Origin of the sequence: Nocardia aobensis NBRC 100429 (genome assembly GCF_000308375.1) — a bacterium.
GTDB lineage: Bacteria > Actinomycetota > Actinomycetes > Mycobacteriales > Mycobacteriaceae > Nocardia > Nocardia aobensis.
Map to the genome: position 1 here is coordinate 1 of NZ_BAFQ01000272.1, position 18,929 is coordinate 18,929.

The window sequence follows — 18,929 nt, forward strand, 5'->3', positions numbered from 1 at the left end:
CTTCGGCACGCACTGGCGGAACGGGCCGGCGGCGCGACGCTGTCGACGTTGTCGGCGACCGGCGGCACGGTTCTGTTTCCGGCAGCGGAGGTGGCCGCCACCGGTGTCGAGCACCTGGTCGCCGAAATCGGTCGGGCAGCACATCTTTCGATCGCCGCCACGGTGGTGGAGGCATCGATCACCGACATCGCCGACGCCGCCGAGCGGGCACACGAACTTCTGGATATCGTGCAGCGGCTGGAGCTGCCCTGCGGGCTGTACGGATTCGACGAGCTCGCACTGGAATACCAGCTCACCCGTCCCGGACCGGCGCTGGCGCATCTGCGGGCTCTGCTCGCACCGCTCGACGGGCACCCCGACCTGCTGGCGACGTTGCGCTGCCATATCGCCGCCGGCCTCAACCGGCGCCGCACCGGGAAGACGCTGAACCTGCACCCCAACACCGTCGACTACCGGCTGCGACGCATCGCCGAACTCACCGGCTTCCACGCGCACCGCTATCCGGACCTGTGGTACCTGCGGTCCGCGCTGGTCGTGCACAGCGTCCGGCCGCACCGAGACTGAGACGTCGCCGGCGCCACGGCCGTGCGGGCCCGGCTGCTCGGTAGTTGCGGCCCCCTGTGCACCCGACCAGCGATGCCGGAGGGCCTTGGTGACAATCACGGAGACCGTCTCCTCGGCTCTCCTGACCTCGTTCGCGGTTCTAGCGTCTGACCAGCATCGGTACCGCTCAGGTACCGGGTCGATCAGCAGAGGAGACTTGCAGATGGCACTGTTCGACAGGAAGTGGCCGCGCCACGTCCGCGAGATAGCTGCGGCCTCCACAGTCGCGTCGATCGCCGCTACCTTCGCGGTGGCCGGGATCTCGGCGGCCACCCCCGCGGCGGCGCAGACGGCCTGCGCCGATGTCGACGTCGTCGTCGCTCGCGGCACCGGCGAACCGCTCGGCGCCGATCCCGGTCTCGGCGCGGTCGTCGGCAACCCGGTGTATCACGCACTCGCACAGCGCTTGTCGAGCTCGCACAGCGCCTATCGCGTCGAGTACCCGGCGAGCCTGGTCGAACCGTCGTCGGTGCAGCAGGGCAATCGCGACCTGGTGAAACATGTGACCGACGCGGCGAAGGCCTGCCCGAATCAGCGCTTCGTCCTGGTCGGGTACTCGCAAGGCGCGAACGTGGTCGACAATTCGATCGGCGTCAGCAGTGTGGGCGCGAAGGTCGGCGGGCCGATCGTTGCCACCCTGCCCGCGTCGGTGGCTTCGAAGATCGCCGCGATCCTGTTGTTCGGCAATCCCATTCGCGGCATCGGTCACAGCGTCACCGGCCCCTACGCGAGCCGCACCTACGACACCTGCACCGCGAACGACCCGGTCTGCGACCCGAAGGGCACGAGTTGGAAAGTGCACCGGACCAGCTACACCGCCAAGGCGGGCGAGGCGGCGGACCTCGCTGTTGCACATCTGTGATGAACGCCGCCCCTCTGCGATGAGCGAAAGGTGTTAAGACCGTCAGGAAAACGTCGCAGAATCCGAAAAGGGTGATGTGCTGGAAAGCTTTCAGATAGAACCACCCGCCCAACCGCATCCCGTGCGGTTCGGCGGGTGGGTGAGGGACCGGAGTCAGATGCCGATCACGCCGCGCATCTGATCGAACCAGTCCACGACCATGTTCACGACCTGAGACAAATCACCGATAATCATCGGGTTCCTCCTTTCGGTAACACTTGCGGACTGCGTATTTCGTCATACCCGGCAGATCCGGGAATTAACATCTTCTGCCCCTCGCCGGTCAGGGCAGGTTTCACGCCGCATCGCGGAAACGACCGGACGGCAGTTGGACATTCGATCACCAGCATCCCCATCGACCGCCGAGGGCCCGGGACGGTAGCCGACAAAACCGCTCGGAAACAACCACTTCCACGTCGAGCCGGAAATGTTTGCATGACAAACCGTTTCGAGCAGTCGATCGGGGGGCACGAAGTGACCGCCCCGGCGGCACTCGTGAAGTACGCCGGTACGGCCGCGGTCCAGTGCAGACCTACCCGCACTCGCCCACCGCCGCTCTCCCGAGCAGGGCTGGCCGATCCGGCGACCAAGCGGCGACACTGGACGGTATGCGCTTGAACCAGGTCACCGTCGGCAGCACGAACCTCGATCGCTCCGAGCGTTTCTACCGGCTGCTCGGCCTGCGACTGATCGTCGAGAACGATCACTATCTGCGGTTCGAATGTCCCGCCGGTGAGAGCACCTTCTCGGTCGACCGCGTCGACGCCGTCCCGGCCGGCGAGGAGATCACCCTGTATTTCGAGACCGACGACCTCGACGGCGAATATCGGCGCCTGTCCGACGCCGGCATCGCATTCGATCAACCCCCCGCCGATATGCCGTGGCTGTGGCGCGAGGCCCGATTACGTGACCCCGACGGCCACCGGCTGTGCTTGTTCCACGCCGCCGGGAACAGGCGCAATCCGCCGTGGCGGCTGCCCGGCTGATCGGTGGGCGCAAGCAACTCGGCACTTTCCTTGCTTGCTAAACTTTGCAATCAAGAGCGACGGGGCAGGCCGTGCGGCCGCGGACCATAGGGAGTGATTGCGTGCCCGGACTCAGCAGGCCCCTCTATCAGATGAAAGCGGAGTTCTTCAAAACACTGGGACATCCGATCCGGATTCGCGTGCTCGAACTGCTCAGCGAGCGCGAACACGCGGTCTCCGAGATGCTGGCCGAAATCGGTATCGAACCGGCGAATCTGTCGCAGCAGCTCGCGATTCTGCGCCGAGCCGGCCTGGTCGTGGCCCGGCGCGAGGGACTGTCGGTCACCTACGAACTCACCTCACCGCAGGTCGCGGAATTGCTGGCGGTCGCACGAGCGATCCTGACCGGCGTGGTCGCGGGCCAAGCCGAGGCGCTGGAAGAGCCCGCCTGACGATCCAGCAGTAGCAGCCGGAACATCGACGCCGACCCCGGATACCGGCACTGATTGCAGGTTTTCTAAACTAACTACATTGCAGCTTTATCAAGGAGGCAGGTCTCGTGTCCGACAGTTCACGTGTCATCGCATGGCTCGACGAAGTTCCGGTGGCTCACGAGAGCGTTCTGGCGTGGATCGCCGAGGTGGCCGAGCTGACGGCCCCCGAGCACATCGTCCTGTGCGACGGCTCCCGCGCGGAGTGGGATCGGCTGACCGGACGATTGGTCGAGAAGGGCACCTTCGTTCCGCTGACCGGGAAGCCGAACTCGTTCTGGTGCGTCTCCGATCCCGAGGACGTCGCACGGGTGGAGGATCGCACGTTCATCTGCTCCGAACGCGAGACCGACGCCGGCCCGACCAACAACTGGGTCGACCCGGTGGATATGCGCACGGTGATGACCGAGCACTATCGCGGCGCGATGGCCGGTCGAACCATGTATGTCATCGCGTTCTGCATGGGGCCGCTGGATGCGGATGATCCCAAATTCGGTGTGCAGATCACCGATTCGGAATACGTGGCGGTGTCGATGCAGATCATGACACGGTCCGGCGACGCCGTATGGGAAAAGCTCACTGCCGCAACGGACTTCGTCAAGTGCCTGCATTCGGTCGGGGCACCGCTGGGCGCCGGTGAGCCGGATGCCGCGTGGCCGTGCGATACCACCAAATACATCTCGCACTTTCCCGAGCGGCGCGAGATCTGGAGCTACGGATCCGGCTACGGCGGCAACGCTCTGCTGGGCAAGAAGTGTTTCGCACTGCGCATCGCCTCGGTGCTCGGCCGGGACGAAGGTTGGCTGGCCGAACACATGCTGATCCTGAAACTGACTTCCCCACAAGGGAAGACGCACTACGTCGCCGCCGCGTTCCCGTCGTCGTGCGGCAAGACGAACCTGGCCATGCTCGAACCCGCGCTCGACGGCTGGACCGCCGAGACGGTCGGCGACGATATCGCGTGGCTGCGCTTCGGCGCCGACGGCCGGCTCTACGCGGTCAATCCCGAGGCCGGATTCTTCGGAGTCGCCCCCGGCACCGGCGCCACGACCAACCCCAACGCGATCGCCACCATCGCGAAGGGCAATTCGATCTTCACCAACACCGCCCGCACCGACGACGGGGACGTGTGGTGGGAGGGATTGACCGCCGAGGCGCCCGCCCATCTCGTCGACTGGCACGGCAAGGACTGGACGCCAGAATCGGGAACGCCCGCCGCGCATCCGAATTCGCGGTACTGCACGCCTATTCGGCAGTGTCCGTCGGTGGCTCCGGAATGGGACGATCCGAACGGCGTGCCCATTTCGGCGATCTTCTTCGGCGGCCGCCGCGCGACCACCGTCCCCCTGGTCACCGAAACCTTCGACTGGGCGCACGGCGTATTCACCGCCTCGGTGCTGTCCTCGGAGACCACCGCCGCCGCGGCCGGGACGGTCGGTGTCGTGCGGCGCGATCCGATGGCGATGCTGCCGTTCCTCGGCTATCACGTCGGTGACTACTTCGCCCACTGGCTCCGGCTCGGCGCCGCCGCCGACCCGGCGAAACTGCCGAAGATCTTCCAGGTCAACTGGTTTCGCCGCAGTCCGGAAGGCGAATTCCTGTGGCCCGGGTTCGGCGACAACGTGCGCGTGCTGAAGTGGGCACTGGACCGTCTCGACGGCACCGCCGAGGCCATCGAGACGCCGATCGGCTACGTGCCGGACGCCGAGGCGCTCGATCTCACCGGTCTCGACGACAGGCAGCGCGCCCGGGCTGCAGCCTCGCTCGCGGTCGACATCGACGAGTGGGTGGCCGAGGTGGCCGACATCGACCACTGGTACGCCACCATCGGCGGCAATCGACTGCCCGAATCGTTGCGGGAACAGCTCGCCGCGCTGAAACTGCGTCTGGCGGCACGGTTGTGAATATCGCCGCACTGCTCCCCCGCTGGTCCGATTGGCGGCCGGCGGTGGTCGCCCCGGGCGCGGATCTGTTGTCGGGGCTGATCGTCGCTCTGGTGGCGCTGCCGCTGGCACTGGGCTTCGGCATCAGCTCGGGACTCGGCGCCGCGGCCGGATTGACCACCGCGGTCGTCGCGGGCATCGTGGCCGCGATATTCGGCGGCTCCCGTTTCCAGGTGTCGGGACCGACCGGGGCGATGACCGTCGTGCTGGTTCCGATCGTCCACCAGCACGGCGGGGGCGGGGTGCTGGCCGTGGGCCTGATGGCCGGCATCGTGCTGGTGGCGCTCGCGGTCGCCGGGGCCGGGCGTGCGGTGCGATACATGCCGGCCCCGGTGATCGAGGGCTTCACCGCCGGCATCGCCGTGGTGATCGCGTTGCAGCAGTTCCCCAACGCCCTGGGAATCGCGCACGCGCACGGGGACAAGGTGTGGCAGTCGGCCTATGATGCTGTGCGCCAATATATTTCGCATCCGCATCTCGCGCCGGTCGCGATCGCCGTGGCGGTGGCCGCGGTGATGCTGGTGGGCGGTCGGTTCCTGCCGAAGCTGCCCTTCGCGTTGCTGGCCGTCGCCGGCGCGACCGTCGTGGTCGCGGTCTTCGATATCCACACCGCGGCCATCGGCGCCCTGCCTGCGGGGCTGAGCGCACCGACCCTGGACTTCCTCGATTGGGGCAGCCTCGGATCGCTGGTGGCGCCGGCGCTGGCGGTCGCCGCACTGGGTGCCCTCGAATCACTGCTGTCGGCGACCGCCGCGGACGCCATGGCCGTCGGCACGCGCCACGATCCCGACCGCGAACTGTTCGGACAGGGTTTGGCCAATATCGCCGCACCGCTGTTCGGCGGGGTGCCCGCAACCGGCGCGATCGCTCGCACCGCCGTCAATGTCCGCTCCGGCGCCCGCACCCGGCTGGCCGCGCTGACGCATGCGGTGGTCCTGGCCGCGATCATCTATCCGGCCGCACCACTGGTCGCCGATATTCCGGTCGCCGCGCTGGCCGGTGTGCTGCTGGCCACGACGGTTCGCATGGTCGAAACCGCGTCCCTGACCGCCATCGCACGCGCCTCCCGCGGCGACGCACTCGTCATGGCCGCGACATTCCTGGTGACGGTCGCCCTGGACCTGGTGACCGCGGTCGGTGCCGGCGTCGCGATCGCCGTCGTGCTCGCCCTGCGTTCGGTAGCGAAAGAGGCTCGGCTGCACCAGGTTCCGCTCGACGAGACCGATCACCTCACCGAGGAACACGACCTCCTCCACGACCGCATCGTCGCCTACCGCATCGACGGGCCGTTGTTCTTCGCGGCCGCGCACCGCTTCCTGCTGGAGTTGTCCGAGGTCGCCGACGTCCACGTGGTGGTGCTGCGTATGTCGCATGTCACCGCACTCGACACCACCGGCGCACTGGTGCTCAAGGACGCCGTCACGAAACTGCAGCACCGCCACATCACGGTCCTGATGTCGGGCCTGCGCGACGACCACCGCCGCCGGCTCGCGATGCTCGGGGCCCTGCCCGCGGGCGGAGAGACGCGGATCTTCGAGCAGACGCCCGACGCCCTCGCGTACGCCCGCGCCATGTGATCGCCGAGCCGAAAGGTACCGGCGCTGCGGTGATCTCGCCCGGCAGCGGGGCGGGCGCGCGTCGAATTCTTCCGCCGCACGCCCCACGGATACTTCGACACCGATCGGATTCGCGGTGAGCTCGCCGAAGCCGGCTTCGAACAGCGACCGCGATCGCGGCCGAGGCGCTACGCGGCCGATACGGAAGCGACGAATTCGACGCGCCGATGCGGTGGCTGCAGATGACGGCGCGGCGGCCGGACCGCGTCCCCGAGACGCGGTCCGGCCGGCGCGAGATGTCAGATTCGGTGCGGATCCCACGTGGCGATCGCCCAGATCACCACGATGTCGAGGGCGATGACCAGTATCGACCACCACGGATAGTGCGGCAGCCACAGGAAATTGGCGATGATGGAAAAACCCAGTAGCGCGATCGCCAGCATCTGTCCCCACGTCGAACGGGTGAACAGCCCGGCGGCCGCCGCCACCATCAGGATGCCCAGGATGAGGTGGATCCACCCCCATCCGCTGATGTCGAACTTGTAGATGTATTCCGGTCCGGAGACGTAGACGTCGTCCTTCGCGATGGCCGAGATGCCTTGCAGGATGGACACCACTCCGGTGACGGCCAACAGGGCCGCCGCGGCCAGCGACGTACCGGCCGCTACCGCGTGCCGGGTGTCGGATCGCCCGTTCCGTGTTCCGTGTTCCGTAGCCGTCACGACGGCTCACCCCTTTTCGTGAACCTCGCCGGCGGGCCATCCGCCGGCGTGCACCGACATGCGTCGGGCCTGGTGGGTTGTGACATGCGGCCCTGCGCTGCCTCCTGACCAGCCGCCGCGGCGGATGATGGCCCCGGTTCGCTCACCGACCTGGTACATCCCTCGATGGACGAATTCGGCGAGCCAACCGGGCATCTAACGATTCGTCGCGGAAAACGTCGCGGATAATCGCGAACCGGTGGACCGGTCGATCGACCCCGAAACGTAACCGAATTGCCGGTTCCGGCGTCACCCGGCAGTCGACGAGTGCTCCGGACCCTCAGTGGTTTCCGGTGAGGCAGTGGTTTCCGGACCGGCAGTGGTTTCCGGTGCCGCGGGTCGCGCGAGAATTTCGATGACCAGCAGCAGCGCCCCCGCGACAAGCGCGATGCCGATCACGACCAGGCCGGTGGCGTAGGGCCACAACACCAGGACGAGCACAGCGCCGGCCAGTACCGCGAGGCGCAGCGGTGTCCGATAGTGCGCGACGAACGTCTCGACCACATTGGGCGGGCGCCGACGCCTGCCGCGGGCGGCGACCATGAGCCGGCCGAAACCGGAGCGCACCGACTGCGCCGAGTGCGACGACCCTGCCAGATATCCCACCGCGGCCACGACCAGGCTCACGACCGCGACCGCGCGCAGCGACACCCGCAGCGGGTGGATCACGGTGTCGAACAGTGCGCTGGCGGCCGGTGGTGACAAGGCATCGGGCGGAACGGAATCGAGGTAGATGCTGCGAGCGATCACGACCCCGATGGCCAGCAGCACCATCGCGACCGCGCCGGCGACGCCGACCAGCGCGAGGGTCCGCAGCCGCAGCCCGCGGGGAGCCAGCCACACCGCGCCCGCCGCGGTGGCCAATGCCACCCACGGCAGGATGTTCGCCGACCGATCGAGCGTGCGCATCCACGACTGGTACTTGGGCAGCTCGGTCGCGTGGAAGAGGACGAATTGCGCGTCTACGTCCGGGATCCGGTCGGCGAGGCTCACTCCGCGGGCATCCAGGCGCTCGCGCACCGTCGCCAGGATCGGCTTCAGCGAGATGCTCACGGTGCCGTCGTCGCTGACCTCGATCCCGGGCCGGGTCTCCCCCTTGACCACGTGGACCAGCGCGTCGTGCGCGCGGCGGTTGGCGGTATCCCATGCCTCGACGAATTGATCGCTGGTCACCACGGCCGTCGCGGCCTGGTGGATGTAGTTCTCGGCCTGGTCGGCAACCAGCGCGGGCAGACTGTTGAGCGCCGCGACCGCGCGGGGGCGATCCGACAATTGCCCGGCGTTGCGAGTGAGCGCGTCGACCGCGTCGGCCGTGTACGCCTTGATGTCGACGCGAGTGACGATCGCGTCGGTGATCTTGTCGGCCAACTCCTTCTGGATCGCCGGATCGGTCGCCAGCGGTGCGACGGTGGTGACGTAGCGGTCGGTATCGAAGATCTGGCTGCGCACGAACCGCGTCGTCACCGACCCGATGATCAGCACCGCGGTCAGGATCAGCAGCAGCACGACTCCGGTCCAGCGCCACGCGTGCCGGCGAGACGGATGCGGTGGATGCGCCGCGACATAGGCGCGCAATCGCTCGAGTTCGGCACGATCGTCGGAGGACAGTTCCGCGTTCGACTCCGGTGGGCGGGCATCTCGATCATCGGCGGACATGACGGCTCATACCCTTCCGGGCCGATCGGCACGGCCCAGAACTGATTCGGCGCCGTTGCCCTCGAAAGGACAACGCATTCACCGCCGTCCCCGGATCGATCCCGCTCCGTGACCGATCGTTGTCCGCTACGCCCGGCCGCTGCTATTCGTGCGGCAGTTCGCCGGTGACGATGTGGTCGGCGAGGTTGAGACCTTCGCGGGCGAGGCGGGCGAGGTGACCGTCGCGGATGCGGTAGATGATGCGGCGGCCTTCGCGGCGGGTCTCGACCATGCCGGTGAAGCGCAGTTTCGCCAGGTGCTGGCTGACCGCGGTGCGGGAGCCGCCGCAGGCCTCGGTGAGGGCGGTGACGTCGGCCTCGCCGTCGGCGAGGACCCAGAGGATGTGCAGCCGAGTCGGATCGGCGAGCATCCGGAACACCGAGGTGGCGGCCTCGAGACGGGCCGGGTCGGGTGCGACGAGGTGCACCAGGCTGGGCGGCAGGGCGTCGACTGCGGGGGTTTCCTCACCGGTCATGGGCTGGTTCACCGACTTCCTGCTGGGGCCATCTGCGCACCCGACGATACGTGGACCGGCCACATCCCCGCGGCAACCACGGCGGCGACCGCGGCCAGGACCGTCGAAGTCACCGCCGCCCAGGCTTGTCCGGCGGCGGCGCCCAGCCAGCCGGCGATCGGATAGGTCACCAGGAAACAGGCGTGCGAGAGCGAGAATTGCGCGGTGAACACGGCCGTGCGGGTGCTGCTGTCGGATTGGGCGCGCAACAGTCGCGCCGAGGGCGTGTTGATCAGCGAGGTGCCCGCGCCCATGATCGACCACGCCACCACCAGCAGCATCCAGCCCGCCCGCGGTCCGGGCTCGAGCGCGGCGAGCAGCGCGGCGCCGGCGAGGCCCGCGGGCAGGATCGCGCAGCCGGTCAACATGAGGCGGCGATCGGGAATACCGGTGAGCAGCCGCGGAATCGCCAGCGCGACGATCATCGAACCACCGCCGAAGCAGCCCAGCGCCACCGCGACCGCGGGCGTTGGCCCGTGTAGCAGGCCGCGAACGTAGACCACAGTGTTGACGACGACCAGCGCGGTCGCCGCGGCGACGGCGACGTTCATCGCCAGCAGCCCGCGCAGCACCGGACTCGCCGCCATCAGGCGTGCGCCCGAGGTGATTCGGGCGGACACCGAACTGGTCCGATCGGCCGGCACCGATCGAGGCAGCGTGGTGCGCACGACCATGATCGCCGAGGTCGCGAAACCCGCTGCGGTGCCGACGAACAGCAGGTGGTAGCCGACCACGGTCAGCAGTGCCGCCGCCACGACGGGACTGAGCAGCGATTCCAGGTCGTAGGCCAGCCGTGAGAGCGACAGCCCGCGGGTGTAGTCCTCCTCGTCCGGCAGGATCGACGGGATGACCGCCTGGAAGGCCGGAGTGAACGTGGCCGAGGCCGCCTGCAGCACGAAGATCAGGACATAGATCTGCCAGACGTGCGTGACCAGCGGCAACAGCAATGCGATGACCAGCCGGACCACATCGGCCGACACCAGCAGCACCCGCCGCGGCACCCGGTCGGTCAGCGCCGAGATCACCGGCGCCACGAAGACATAGGCGACCATCTTGATCGCCAGTGCCGTGCCCAGCACCGCACCGGCATCGGTTCCGGCCAGATCGTAGGCCGCCAAACCCAGCGCGACCGTCAGCAGACCGGTCCCGACCAGCGCCACCACCTGCGCGGTGAACAAGCGCCGGAAACGGTCGTGCCGCAGGACCTCCAGCACTTCGGGACCTCCGGAATCCGCGGTACGGATCGAACACCGCCAGTTTAGGACAATAGGTGCGCAATTGCGAACCTATTGTCTCCTCCCGTTCGATGGCGCCGCGCCACAATTCGATCTCCGCCGAGAACTGGAGGTAGGTTCGGGACGACAGGCCGGAGAGTCGCCATCGGCGAGAGCGCAAGGAGGTCCAGCGTGCACGGGATCTCGCTCGAGGCGGACCGGTGGCGGGAACGGCTACGCACCAATCTCTGGTTCGTCCCGACGCTGGAAGTTCTGGCCGCGGTCGCGCTGTTCGCACTGACCTTCACCCTCGACCGCGCGGCCTACCACAGTGGAACGAACCTGCCCACCTGGGTGCTGGGCGGTACGCCCGATGCGGCACGCCAGGTACTGACCTCCATCGCCGCCGCGATCATCACCGTGGTCGGTGTCGTCTTCTCGATCACGATCCTGGCGCTGACGCTGGCCTCCACCCAGTTCGGGCCGCGCATGCTGCGCAATTTCATCCGCGACCGCGGCACCCAGCTGACCCTCGGCACCTTCGTCGCGACCTTCGTCTACGCGATCGCGGCGCTGGTGTCGGTCGGCGAGGATTTCGTCCCGCACATCAGCGCCACGGTGTCGATCGGTTCGCTGGTGGTCGATCTGGCGGTGCTCATCTACTTCATCAATCACATCGGCGGGCAGATCCAATTGCCGAATGTGGTCGCCGACATCGCACGCGAAGTGCGCACCGCGGTCGACGCCAACGCCGACACCACCGCGAGCGGGACGAAACACGGTCCGTCGGCGCGTGAACTTCGCGATCTGCTGGCCCGGTCCGGCGGCGAGGTGCGCACCTCCAACAGCGGATATCTGCAGTACATCCGCTACGAGCGGCTGGTCCGGCTGGCCGCCGAGGCGGATGCGGTCATCCATTTGCCTTATCGCCCAGGCCATTTCGTGACCGAGGGGCAGGTGATCGCGCGAGTGTGGCCGGCGCAGGCCGCGAAGGGGATCGAGAAGAAGTTCTCCCGCGGTCACGTCACCGGCTCGATGCGCAGCCTGGTGCAGGACGTGTCCTTCGGTGTCGATCAGATCGTCGAGATCGCACTGCGCGCGCTCGCCTCCGCGACCAACGACACGTTCACGGTGCTGACGTGTATCGACTGGCTCGGCGACTGCCTGTCGCGGATCGCGGTCACCTGGGAACCGAATCCGGTGCGCCGCGACAAGGACGGTCACATCCGGGTGCTCGCCGCACAGGTCAGCTACGAGCGACTGGTCCAGCGCGCCTTCGAGAAGATCCGCCAGGCCGGTGCCGGACAACCGGCCGTGATGATTCGCCAACTCGACGCGCTGGCACAGATCGCCGACCGGGTCACCGATCCCGATCGGCTCCGGGTGATCCTCGAACAGGCGACGATGATCGAGCATGCGGTCCCGCTCACACCGGAGGAACCCGACCGCGCCGACGTCCTGCGCCGATGCCACGCCCTGCACGTCCAGATCTCGGCGGAACGCTCAGCGCTCGCCACTCGACCGCGACACTCCACGCCCGCATCGAATCCGGCACCGTGACCGCGCCGGCGGTGCTCAGATCGTGTGGTCGCCACCGGTTCGACAATTCTTCGCCCGATGTCGATTTCGGCTGTTGCCGTTCGTATGGGAGGTGAGGGTCGCGATCGTGCGCGTCCCCGGAATCGAGAGGAGCAGCGCGATGCGAACGATTACGGTGACGATGAATGTCACGCTCGACGGTGTCGTCCAGGGGCTGGGCCGCGCGGACGAGGACACCCGGGGCGGGTTCCCGTTCGGCGGCTGGGGGCAGCGATTTCACGACGACGTGCTCACTCGGGAGATGAGCAAAGATATGGCCGAGCCCGGCGACATGCTGTTCGGGCGTCGCACCTGGGAGGATTTCACCACCGTGTGGGTGCGGGCCGACGACAATCCGTACAGCACGCATATGAACGCGGCGACGAAGTATGTCGCATCGACCGGCCTCGAGGACGTCGACGCGTGGCAGAACTCGATCCTGTTGCGCGGCGACGCGACTCGGACCGTGCGCGACGTGAAATCGCGTCCCGGGAAGAATCTGTCGATCATCGGCAGTGCGGCCCTGGTGCGCAGCCTGCACGCCGCCGGGTTGATCGATCGGTACACGCTGGTGATCCACCCGCTCACCCTCGGTGCGGGGACCAGGTTGTTCGAGGGTGCCGCGCCGTTGACCGAATTTCGCCTCCTCGGTAGCGTCGCGACCACCACGGGCGTGATCATCGCTCGCTACGCCCGGCGCTGAGGAGAGGGCCGTGCCCGAGTATCTGCTCTCGATCTACCAACCCGACACCGGTGCGCCCGATGCCGAGACCATGGACCGGATCATGGCCGACCTGCACCGGCTCAACGAGGAACTGCGCGACAGCGGGTCGTGGGTGTTCACCGGCGGCCTGCACGGGCCCGGCAGCGCGACCGTGGTGCGAGCCGACGGGTTGATCACCGACGGGCCCTATCTGGAGGGCAAGGAACATATCGGCGGGATCTGGGTGATCACCGCGCCCGATCTGGATGCGGCGCTGGCATGGGGACGCAAGGCCGCGGCGGCCACCACGTTGCCGATCGAAATCCGCCCGTTCCAGGACGTTCCGCCGTTCTGACGCGATGACACCGGAGCAGATCGCCGCCGTCTTCCGTGCGGAATACGGCCGGGCCGTCGCCGTGCTGATTCGCGTGCTCGGCGATATCGACCTGGCCGAGGACGCGGTCGCCGACGCCTTCGCCGTCGCGTTGCACCGCTGGCCGCAGGACGGGCCGCCGCCGAGTCCGGCCGGCTGGATCATCACCACCGCCCGGCGCCGAGCCATCGACCAGTTGCGCCGCGAATCGGCGAGGGCCGGCAAGTACGCCGAGGCGGCGATCGTGCACGCCCCGCCCGACGACATCCAGGAGAGCGCCGTGCCCGACGAGCGACTCCGGCTGATCTTCACCTGCTGCCATCCGGCGCTGAACCGGCCCGCGCAGGTCGCGCTCACTTTGCGGCTGCTGGGCGGGCTGACGACCCCCGAAATCGCTCGCGCGTTCCTGGTCCGGGAGACGACGATGGCGCAGCGGCTGGCCCGCGCGAAGGCCAAGATTCGCGACGCCCGCATCCCCTACCGAGTCCCCGGCGAGGCCGATCTGCCCGAACGGCTCGACTCCGTTCTCGCCACCCTGTTTCTCATCTTCAACGAGGGATATGTCGCCTCGTCGGGTGCGGAGCTGCTGCGCGCGGACCTGTGCGAGGAGGCCGTCCGGCTCACCCGCGCGCTGGTCGCGTCGATGCCCGACGAACCGGAGGCTGCGGGCCTGCTCGCCCTCATGCTGCTCACCCACGCTCGCCGCGACGCCCGCACCGATGCGTCCGGCACTTTCGTCCGGCTCGGCGACCAGGACCGCGGCCGCTGGGATGCCGCACTGGTCGCGGAGGGCCGGGCCATCGTCCGCGCCTGCCTGCGCCGCAACCGGCCCGGCCGCTACCAGTTGCTCGCCGCGATCAATGCCGCGCACACCGATGCGGTCACCGACTGGACGCAGATCCTCGCGCTCTACGACCGGTTGACGAGCCTCGACCCGAATCCGGTTGTGGCCCTTCATCGAGCGGTGGCGGTAGCCGAGGTCGACGGGCCGGGGGCGGCGCTGACTCTCGTCGACGGCCTGAACCTGACCGAGCACTACCTGTTCCATGCCGTCCGCGCGGATCTGCTCGCCCGCCTGGGCCGGGCGGACGAGGCGCGACGCAGCTTCGGAACCGCCGCCCGCCTCACCGACAACCAGCGCGAACGCGACTACCTGGCCGCCCGCAGTGCAGCGCTGACGCGTTGACCGGTCACCGCGCCCGTGCCACCGCCCGTATGGCCCGCAGTCGCCCGTCCGCCAGCGCGTCGGTGAGATGCGCTGCGCGCGTAGCGAAGTCCGGTACGAAGGCATGCAGGCCGAGCGGGCTCGGCGGCAGCTCCCGCACCATGCGCATCACGGCCACGGCCTCGTCGGTGCGGTCGTCCCACCGCTCGACGGCGAATCCGGTCGCCTCGATCGTCGCGCGCAGGGCGGCGGGGGTGACGAGATGCCCGAAGCCGGGACTGTCGGCCCACGGGAGCGGATAGTCGGGTTCACCGGCGCCGGAGGCGGTGATGTCCCAGAGTGCGAGCTGTCCCCCACGCACCAGCACCCGGCGCATTTCGTGGTAGAGGCCGTCCTTGTCGGCGATATTCATCTGGACGTGCTGGCTGAATACGACCTGGAAGGCGCCGTCCGGGAACGGCAGTGCGGTGACATCGGCGCACCGCACGGCGATGTGATCGTCCAGGCCGACGAGCCGGTCGAGCCAGCCGGCGATCTCGCAGTACTCCTCCACCATGTCGACGCCGGTGACCCGGCATCCGAATCGGTCCGCCAGATATCGGGCGGTGCCGCCGATGCCCGTCCCGGCGTCGAGAACCTCTGTGGCAGAGGTTATTTCGACAAGGTCGGCCAGCTCGCCGGTGGCGATGCGGCCGCTGGTGTGAAAGTCCTCGAGCATCGCCAGATCGCCGAGCCGCAGGTGGTCGAGATCCTTGCCGGCGGCGAGCAGCGCCCGTTCGATATCGGTTCGGGCCGCGCCGGTGGCGTACTGGGCGGGGATCTGGGTGCGAGTCATGCGCTTACTCCGATACAGAGGACTTCCCGGCCACTCGGCGACCGACCTTGCCTTTTTCATGCTAGAACCGCGAAGTAGAGTTTTTCAACTAACAAATTCAAAAACTCTACTTGAACCGATACAGTGGACGCATGCGAAGCTACGGCCAGTACTGTTCGATCGCTCGCGCCCTGGATGTGGTCGGCGATCGCTGGACCCTGCTGATCGTGCGCGAACTGCTGATCCAGGGGCCGTGCCGATTCACCGACCTGAAGAACGGGCTGCCCGGCATCGCCGCGAATCTGCTGTCCACCCGCCTCCGCGAACTGGAGGACGCCGGGCTGATCGACCGCGAGGATGCGCCGCCGCCCGTCGCGACGGCGCTCTACCGGCTCACCGAGACCGGGCGGGAACTGGAAACCGCACTGCGCGCACTCGGGCGCTGGGGGCTGAGGTACATGGATACGGTCGCCCCGACGGACACATTCCTCCCGCAGTGGCTGGCCTACGTACCCACCTGGTTCACCGCCGACGCCCACCCCGCGGCCGCACCGGTGGTGATTCAGCTGGTCGTCGACGACGTACACGCCGTCGTCGACATCGGCGCGGGCCGCGTCGAGACCCGCGTCGGCAGCACCGACGCCGCCGATCTGGTCCTCGACGGACCTGCCAATGCGGTCCTCGGCCTGCTCACCGGCGTCATCGATCTCGAGGTGGCACAGCGCATCGGCCTCACCACACGCGGCGACCGTGAGGTGCTCACCCGTCTGCGGCCCATCGCGGCACAGTCATAGCCGCCGCACAGGCCGGACCGCCGGCGCACACATCCGCACCGCACAGGATCGATGCGCACCCGAACGGAACGTGCCGAATGCCCTGACACCACGCCCGAACACCCGCGCCGCATCATCGCGGCGCGGGTGTTCTGCTGTCTGCGAGAGGATTTCAGAGATGATCGGCGTCGATCACTGCCTGCGCGAAGGCCGCGGGCGCTTCCTGCGGGACGTCGTGGCCGACCCCGGGGAGCATGCGGTGCTCGTACTTGCCGGTGAACTTCGCGCGGTAGCTCTTGCCGTCGGCATTGGCGCCGTCGAAGTCGCTGCCGATGGTGACGGTTGGCACGGTGATCGCCGGCCCCTGAGCGAGGGTGGTCTCCTCCGCGGCGTACTGCGGTTCACCCGGGACCAGGCCCAGGCGCCAGCGGTAGTTGGAGATCACGACGTCGACATGGTCGGGATTGTCGAACGAGGCGGCGCTGCGGTCGTAGGTGGCGTCGTCGAAGTTCCACTTCGGCGAGGCGGTCTTCCAGATGTACTTGTCGAAGTCGTGGACGTTGCGGCGGTAGCCGAGCACGCCGCGGTCGGTGGCGAAGTAGTACTGGTACCACCAGCCGGCCTCCGCGGCCGGCGCGAGCGGCTGCTGATTGGCCGCGACATCGGTGATCAGATATCCGCTCACGGCCACCAGCGCCTTCACCCGTTGCGGCCACAGCGCCGCGATCACGTCGGCAGTCCTTGCGCCCCAGTCGTATCCACCGAAGACCGCCTTGTCGATGTGCAGGGCGTCCATGAGCGCGATGACGTCGTGCGCCACCGCCGCCTGCTCGCCGTTGCGTGCGGTGTCCGGGGACAGGAATCGCGTCGGACCGTAGCCGCGCAGATACGGCACGATCACCCGGTAGCCCTGAGCGGCCAGCCGCGGGCCGACGTCGATATAGCTCGCCGGATCGTAGGGCCAGCCGTGGATCAGCACCACCGCAGGCCCGTTCTCCGGACCGTATTCGACGTAGGCGGCGTCGAGGACACCGGCGTCGATGTGCTTGATCGGGCCGAGGGCGGTGTGTTCACCGGCGCCGACGCCCGCGGCGCTCGCCGGAGCGGCGGGAGCCTGCGCATCCGTCCCCGACGAGCACGCCGCCAGTGACGCGACTACCGCCGCCGCCGCGATGATCTGCGCGAACCGCTTCTTGGTGAACATCTGCTCGTCTCCCGTGTCCTCGTCCGCCGCGCCCGCTGCCACGGCTTCGATGAAACAAACGGTAGGCGGCACGGGTGTGCGGTCGCGCCCGTCGGATGACGGTATGTGCGTACGTCATCGCACCCGGACTACGTCACCGGATCCGCCGCGGTGCGCAGCGCGTCTGCCAGTTCGGCGCGGGAGGTGACGCCGAGTTTCGGGAAGATGCGGTGCAGGTGGGTGCTGACGGTGCGATGCGACAGATACAGTCGCTGCCCGATCTCGCGATTGGTGAGCCCTTCGGCGGCCAGCTGCGCGATACCCAGTTCGTGCGGGGTCAGGCTGTCGCGCGCGTCGGGGTCGCGGCGCGGGCTGGTCTCCCCCGCACCCCGCAGTTCGCGGCGCGCCCGCTCACCCCACGGCCGCGCGCCCAGGGCGTCGAAGGTGTCGCGGGCCGTGCGCAGATGTGCGCGCGACTCGACGATGCGCCGCTGCCGGCGCAACCACTCTCCGAACGCGAGCTGGACGCGGGCGCGTTCGAGCGGCCACCCGTCCGGATCGGCGTCGAGTGCGGCGGTGAAGAACTCCTCCGCGGACTCGGCCGAGGCGAGCAGAGCGCGGGCATAGCGCAGGCCGACGTGCAGGGCCGGCGACGGAGTGCGCGGCGCCTGTTGCTCGAATTCGCGCACGATCTCCTCCGCCTCCTCGGCGCGCCCGGCGCGCACCGCGGCTTCGACCAGATCGCCGACGATGTAGGCGCGCAGGGCGAGCTGATAGGCCGGATCGGCGGGGTCGAGAATCCGGCGCAGATCGGCGAGCGCGTCATCGTAGCGGCCCTGTCCGAGTGCCACGAGGGCGCGGGCCCGTTGCACGGTCGCCAGCACCGGTCGCGCGCCTGCCGCCGCGCCGATCCGTTCGGCCTCCTCCGCCCGTGCCACCGCCTCGTCGAAATCGCCTCGCAGCGCGGCGATTTCGGCCGCGACGGCGACGGCGAGGCCGTACATGAAGTGCTGTCCGGTTTCCGGTCCGAGGCGCCCGGCCTCGGCCGCGGCCGCCGCACCGCCCGCCAGATCGCCGGTGCGCGCACAACTCCAGGCCCGCACCGCCAGCGCCCTGGTCAGCAGGCCGAGCCTGCCCTGTTCCCGCAGGCCAGTGATCGCCGTGGCGGAGAAGCGGCCCGCCAGCGCGAAGGCGCCGATCTGCAGCGCCGCGCTGCCGAGGTAGCGGTCGACCTCCGGATCGGCGCCGGTTCGCCCGGCCAGTGCGCGCAGTTCGCCGAAGACCGTCGCCCCGCGCTCGAAAGGGGCCACGTAGGCGGTGATCGCCACGATCCGTGGATCGCCGGCGGGCAGGCCCATGCCGTCGGCGACCGCCAGCAACGCGCGGCGCGCGTCCGGACCGGGCTCGGACCAGAAGCAGCGCATGGCGGTTCCCCACAGAATGCGCATCGCGAGGTCCCGATCACCTTCCGCCGCAACGGTTTCGGCCAGTGTCGCGAGTTCGGTGGTGCGGGCCGGATCCTCGCCGACGCCGTCGTCGAATCCGCTCACCAGCCATGTCGCCAAGGCGCGCCCGCGCGAGTCGAGATCCTGGCGTCCCGCTTCTCGCAGCAGCCGATCGACCGTTTCGCGCCCACCGGATTCCACTGCCAGTTCGGCGGCGCGCAACAGTCGCCCCACCCGCACCGCCGGTGTTTC

Annotated in this window: 18 protein-coding genes; 11 read left to right on the forward strand and 7 right to left on the reverse strand. The window is 68.5% G+C overall.

Annotated features, from left to right (window positions below; genetic code table 11):
• The 6 genes from RJ03_RS28715 to RJ03_RS28740 form a co-directional block, all read left to right on the forward strand.
• Positions 1-564 (forward strand): PucR family transcriptional regulator (locus tag RJ03_RS28715; protein ID WP_036508339.1); only part of this gene is annotated, 564 nt, incomplete at its 5' end.
• Between the two features lie 202 nt (positions 565-766).
• On the forward strand, positions 767-1,465 hold the full coding sequence (locus RJ03_RS28720) for a cutinase family protein (protein WP_083871393.1): 699 nt from the start codon (positions 767-769) through the stop codon (positions 1,463-1,465).
• A 647-nt stretch (positions 1,466-2,112) separates the two neighbouring features.
• Complete coding sequence (locus RJ03_RS28725) at positions 2,113-2,490, forward strand: VOC family protein (protein WP_036508342.1); 378 nt, start codon at positions 2,113-2,115, stop codon at positions 2,488-2,490.
• 131 nt (positions 2,491-2,621) lie between these two features.
• A complete protein-coding gene (locus RJ03_RS28730; protein ID WP_036508345.1) occupies positions 2,622-2,921 on the forward strand; it encodes an ArsR/SmtB family transcription factor in 300 nt (99 codons plus the stop codon).
• Between the two features lie 107 nt (positions 2,922-3,028).
• Positions 3,029-4,864: a phosphoenolpyruvate carboxykinase (GTP) gene (locus tag RJ03_RS28735; protein WP_036508347.1), complete on the forward strand. Its 1,836-nt coding sequence runs from the start codon at positions 3,029-3,031 to the stop codon at positions 4,862-4,864.
• Positions 4,865-4,866: 2 nt separating this feature from the next.
• Positions 4,867-6,480 carry a SulP family inorganic anion transporter gene (locus RJ03_RS28740; RefSeq protein ID WP_083871395.1) on the forward strand — a complete coding sequence of 538 codons (1,614 nt, stop codon included), beginning with the start codon at positions 4,867-4,869 and terminating at the stop codon, positions 6,478-6,480.
• Between the two features lie 278 nt (positions 6,481-6,758).
• Here the strand turns inward: RJ03_RS28740 and RJ03_RS28745 are convergent, their stop codons facing one another.
• The 4 genes from RJ03_RS28745 to RJ03_RS28760 all read right to left on the reverse strand — a co-directional run bounded on the left by RJ03_RS28745 (position 6,759) and on the right by RJ03_RS28760 (position 10,643).
• Positions 6,759-7,181: a DUF7144 family membrane protein gene (locus RJ03_RS28745; RefSeq protein ID WP_036508350.1), complete on the reverse strand. Its 423-nt coding sequence runs from the start codon at positions 7,179-7,181 to the stop codon at positions 6,759-6,761.
• 288 nt (positions 7,182-7,469) lie between these two features.
• On the reverse strand, positions 7,470-8,876 hold the full coding sequence (locus RJ03_RS28750) for a hypothetical protein (protein WP_051025364.1): 1,407 nt from the start codon (positions 8,874-8,876) through the stop codon (positions 7,470-7,472).
• 142 nt (positions 8,877-9,018) lie between these two features.
• Positions 9,019-9,390, reverse strand: a complete 372-nt coding sequence (locus RJ03_RS28755) for an ArsR/SmtB family transcription factor (protein WP_036508374.1) — start codon at positions 9,388-9,390, stop codon at positions 9,019-9,021.
• Positions 9,391-9,398: 8 nt separating this feature from the next.
• Positions 9,399-10,643, reverse strand: a complete 1,245-nt coding sequence (locus RJ03_RS28760; RefSeq protein ID WP_036508353.1) for an MFS transporter — start codon at positions 10,641-10,643, stop codon at positions 9,399-9,401.
• A 192-nt stretch (positions 10,644-10,835) separates the two neighbouring features.
• Between RJ03_RS28760 and RJ03_RS28765 the strand changes: the two genes are divergently transcribed.
• The 4 genes from RJ03_RS28765 (at position 10,836) to RJ03_RS28780 (ending at position 14,483) form a co-directional block, all read left to right on the forward strand.
• Positions 10,836-12,203 (forward strand): DUF2254 domain-containing protein, encoded by a 1,368-nt coding sequence (locus RJ03_RS28765; RefSeq protein ID WP_083871394.1) that lies wholly within the window; start codon positions 10,836-10,838, stop codon positions 12,201-12,203.
• 139 nt (positions 12,204-12,342) lie between these two features.
• The gene (locus tag RJ03_RS28770; protein WP_036508355.1) at positions 12,343-12,924 is read left to right on the forward strand and encodes a dihydrofolate reductase family protein; all 582 of its coding nucleotides are present in this window, start codon (positions 12,343-12,345) and stop codon (positions 12,922-12,924) included.
• A 10-nt stretch (positions 12,925-12,934) separates the two neighbouring features.
• A complete protein-coding gene (locus tag RJ03_RS28775) occupies positions 12,935-13,279 on the forward strand; it encodes a YciI family protein (protein WP_036508358.1) in 345 nt (114 codons plus the stop codon).
• A gap of 4 nt (positions 13,280-13,283) precedes the next feature.
• Complete coding sequence (locus RJ03_RS28780) at positions 13,284-14,483, forward strand: RNA polymerase sigma factor (RefSeq protein ID WP_036508360.1); 1,200 nt, start codon at positions 13,284-13,286, stop codon at positions 14,481-14,483.
• A gap of 4 nt (positions 14,484-14,487) precedes the next feature.
• Here the strand turns inward: RJ03_RS28780 and RJ03_RS28785 are convergent, their stop codons facing one another.
• Positions 14,488-15,297, reverse strand: coding sequence for a class I SAM-dependent methyltransferase (locus RJ03_RS28785; RefSeq protein WP_051025365.1), 810 nt, complete (start codon positions 15,295-15,297; stop codon positions 14,488-14,490).
• A gap of 131 nt (positions 15,298-15,428) precedes the next feature.
• Between RJ03_RS28785 and RJ03_RS28790 the strand changes: the two genes are divergently transcribed.
• On the forward strand, positions 15,429-16,070 hold the full coding sequence (locus RJ03_RS28790; protein WP_036508362.1) for a winged helix-turn-helix transcriptional regulator: 642 nt from the start codon (positions 15,429-15,431) through the stop codon (positions 16,068-16,070).
• Between the two features lie 151 nt (positions 16,071-16,221).
• Here the strand turns inward: RJ03_RS28790 and RJ03_RS28795 are convergent, their stop codons facing one another.
• Both RJ03_RS28795 and RJ03_RS28800 read right to left on the reverse strand, forming a co-directional pair.
• Entirely contained in the window at positions 16,222-17,253 is a 1,032-nt protein-coding gene (locus tag RJ03_RS28795; protein WP_036508382.1) for an alpha/beta fold hydrolase, read from the reverse strand.
• 128 nt (positions 17,254-17,381) lie between these two features.
• Positions 17,382-18,929, reverse strand: a 1,548-nt coding sequence (locus RJ03_RS28800) for a LuxR family transcriptional regulator (protein ID WP_036508385.1), incomplete at its 5' end; no start/stop codon positions are given.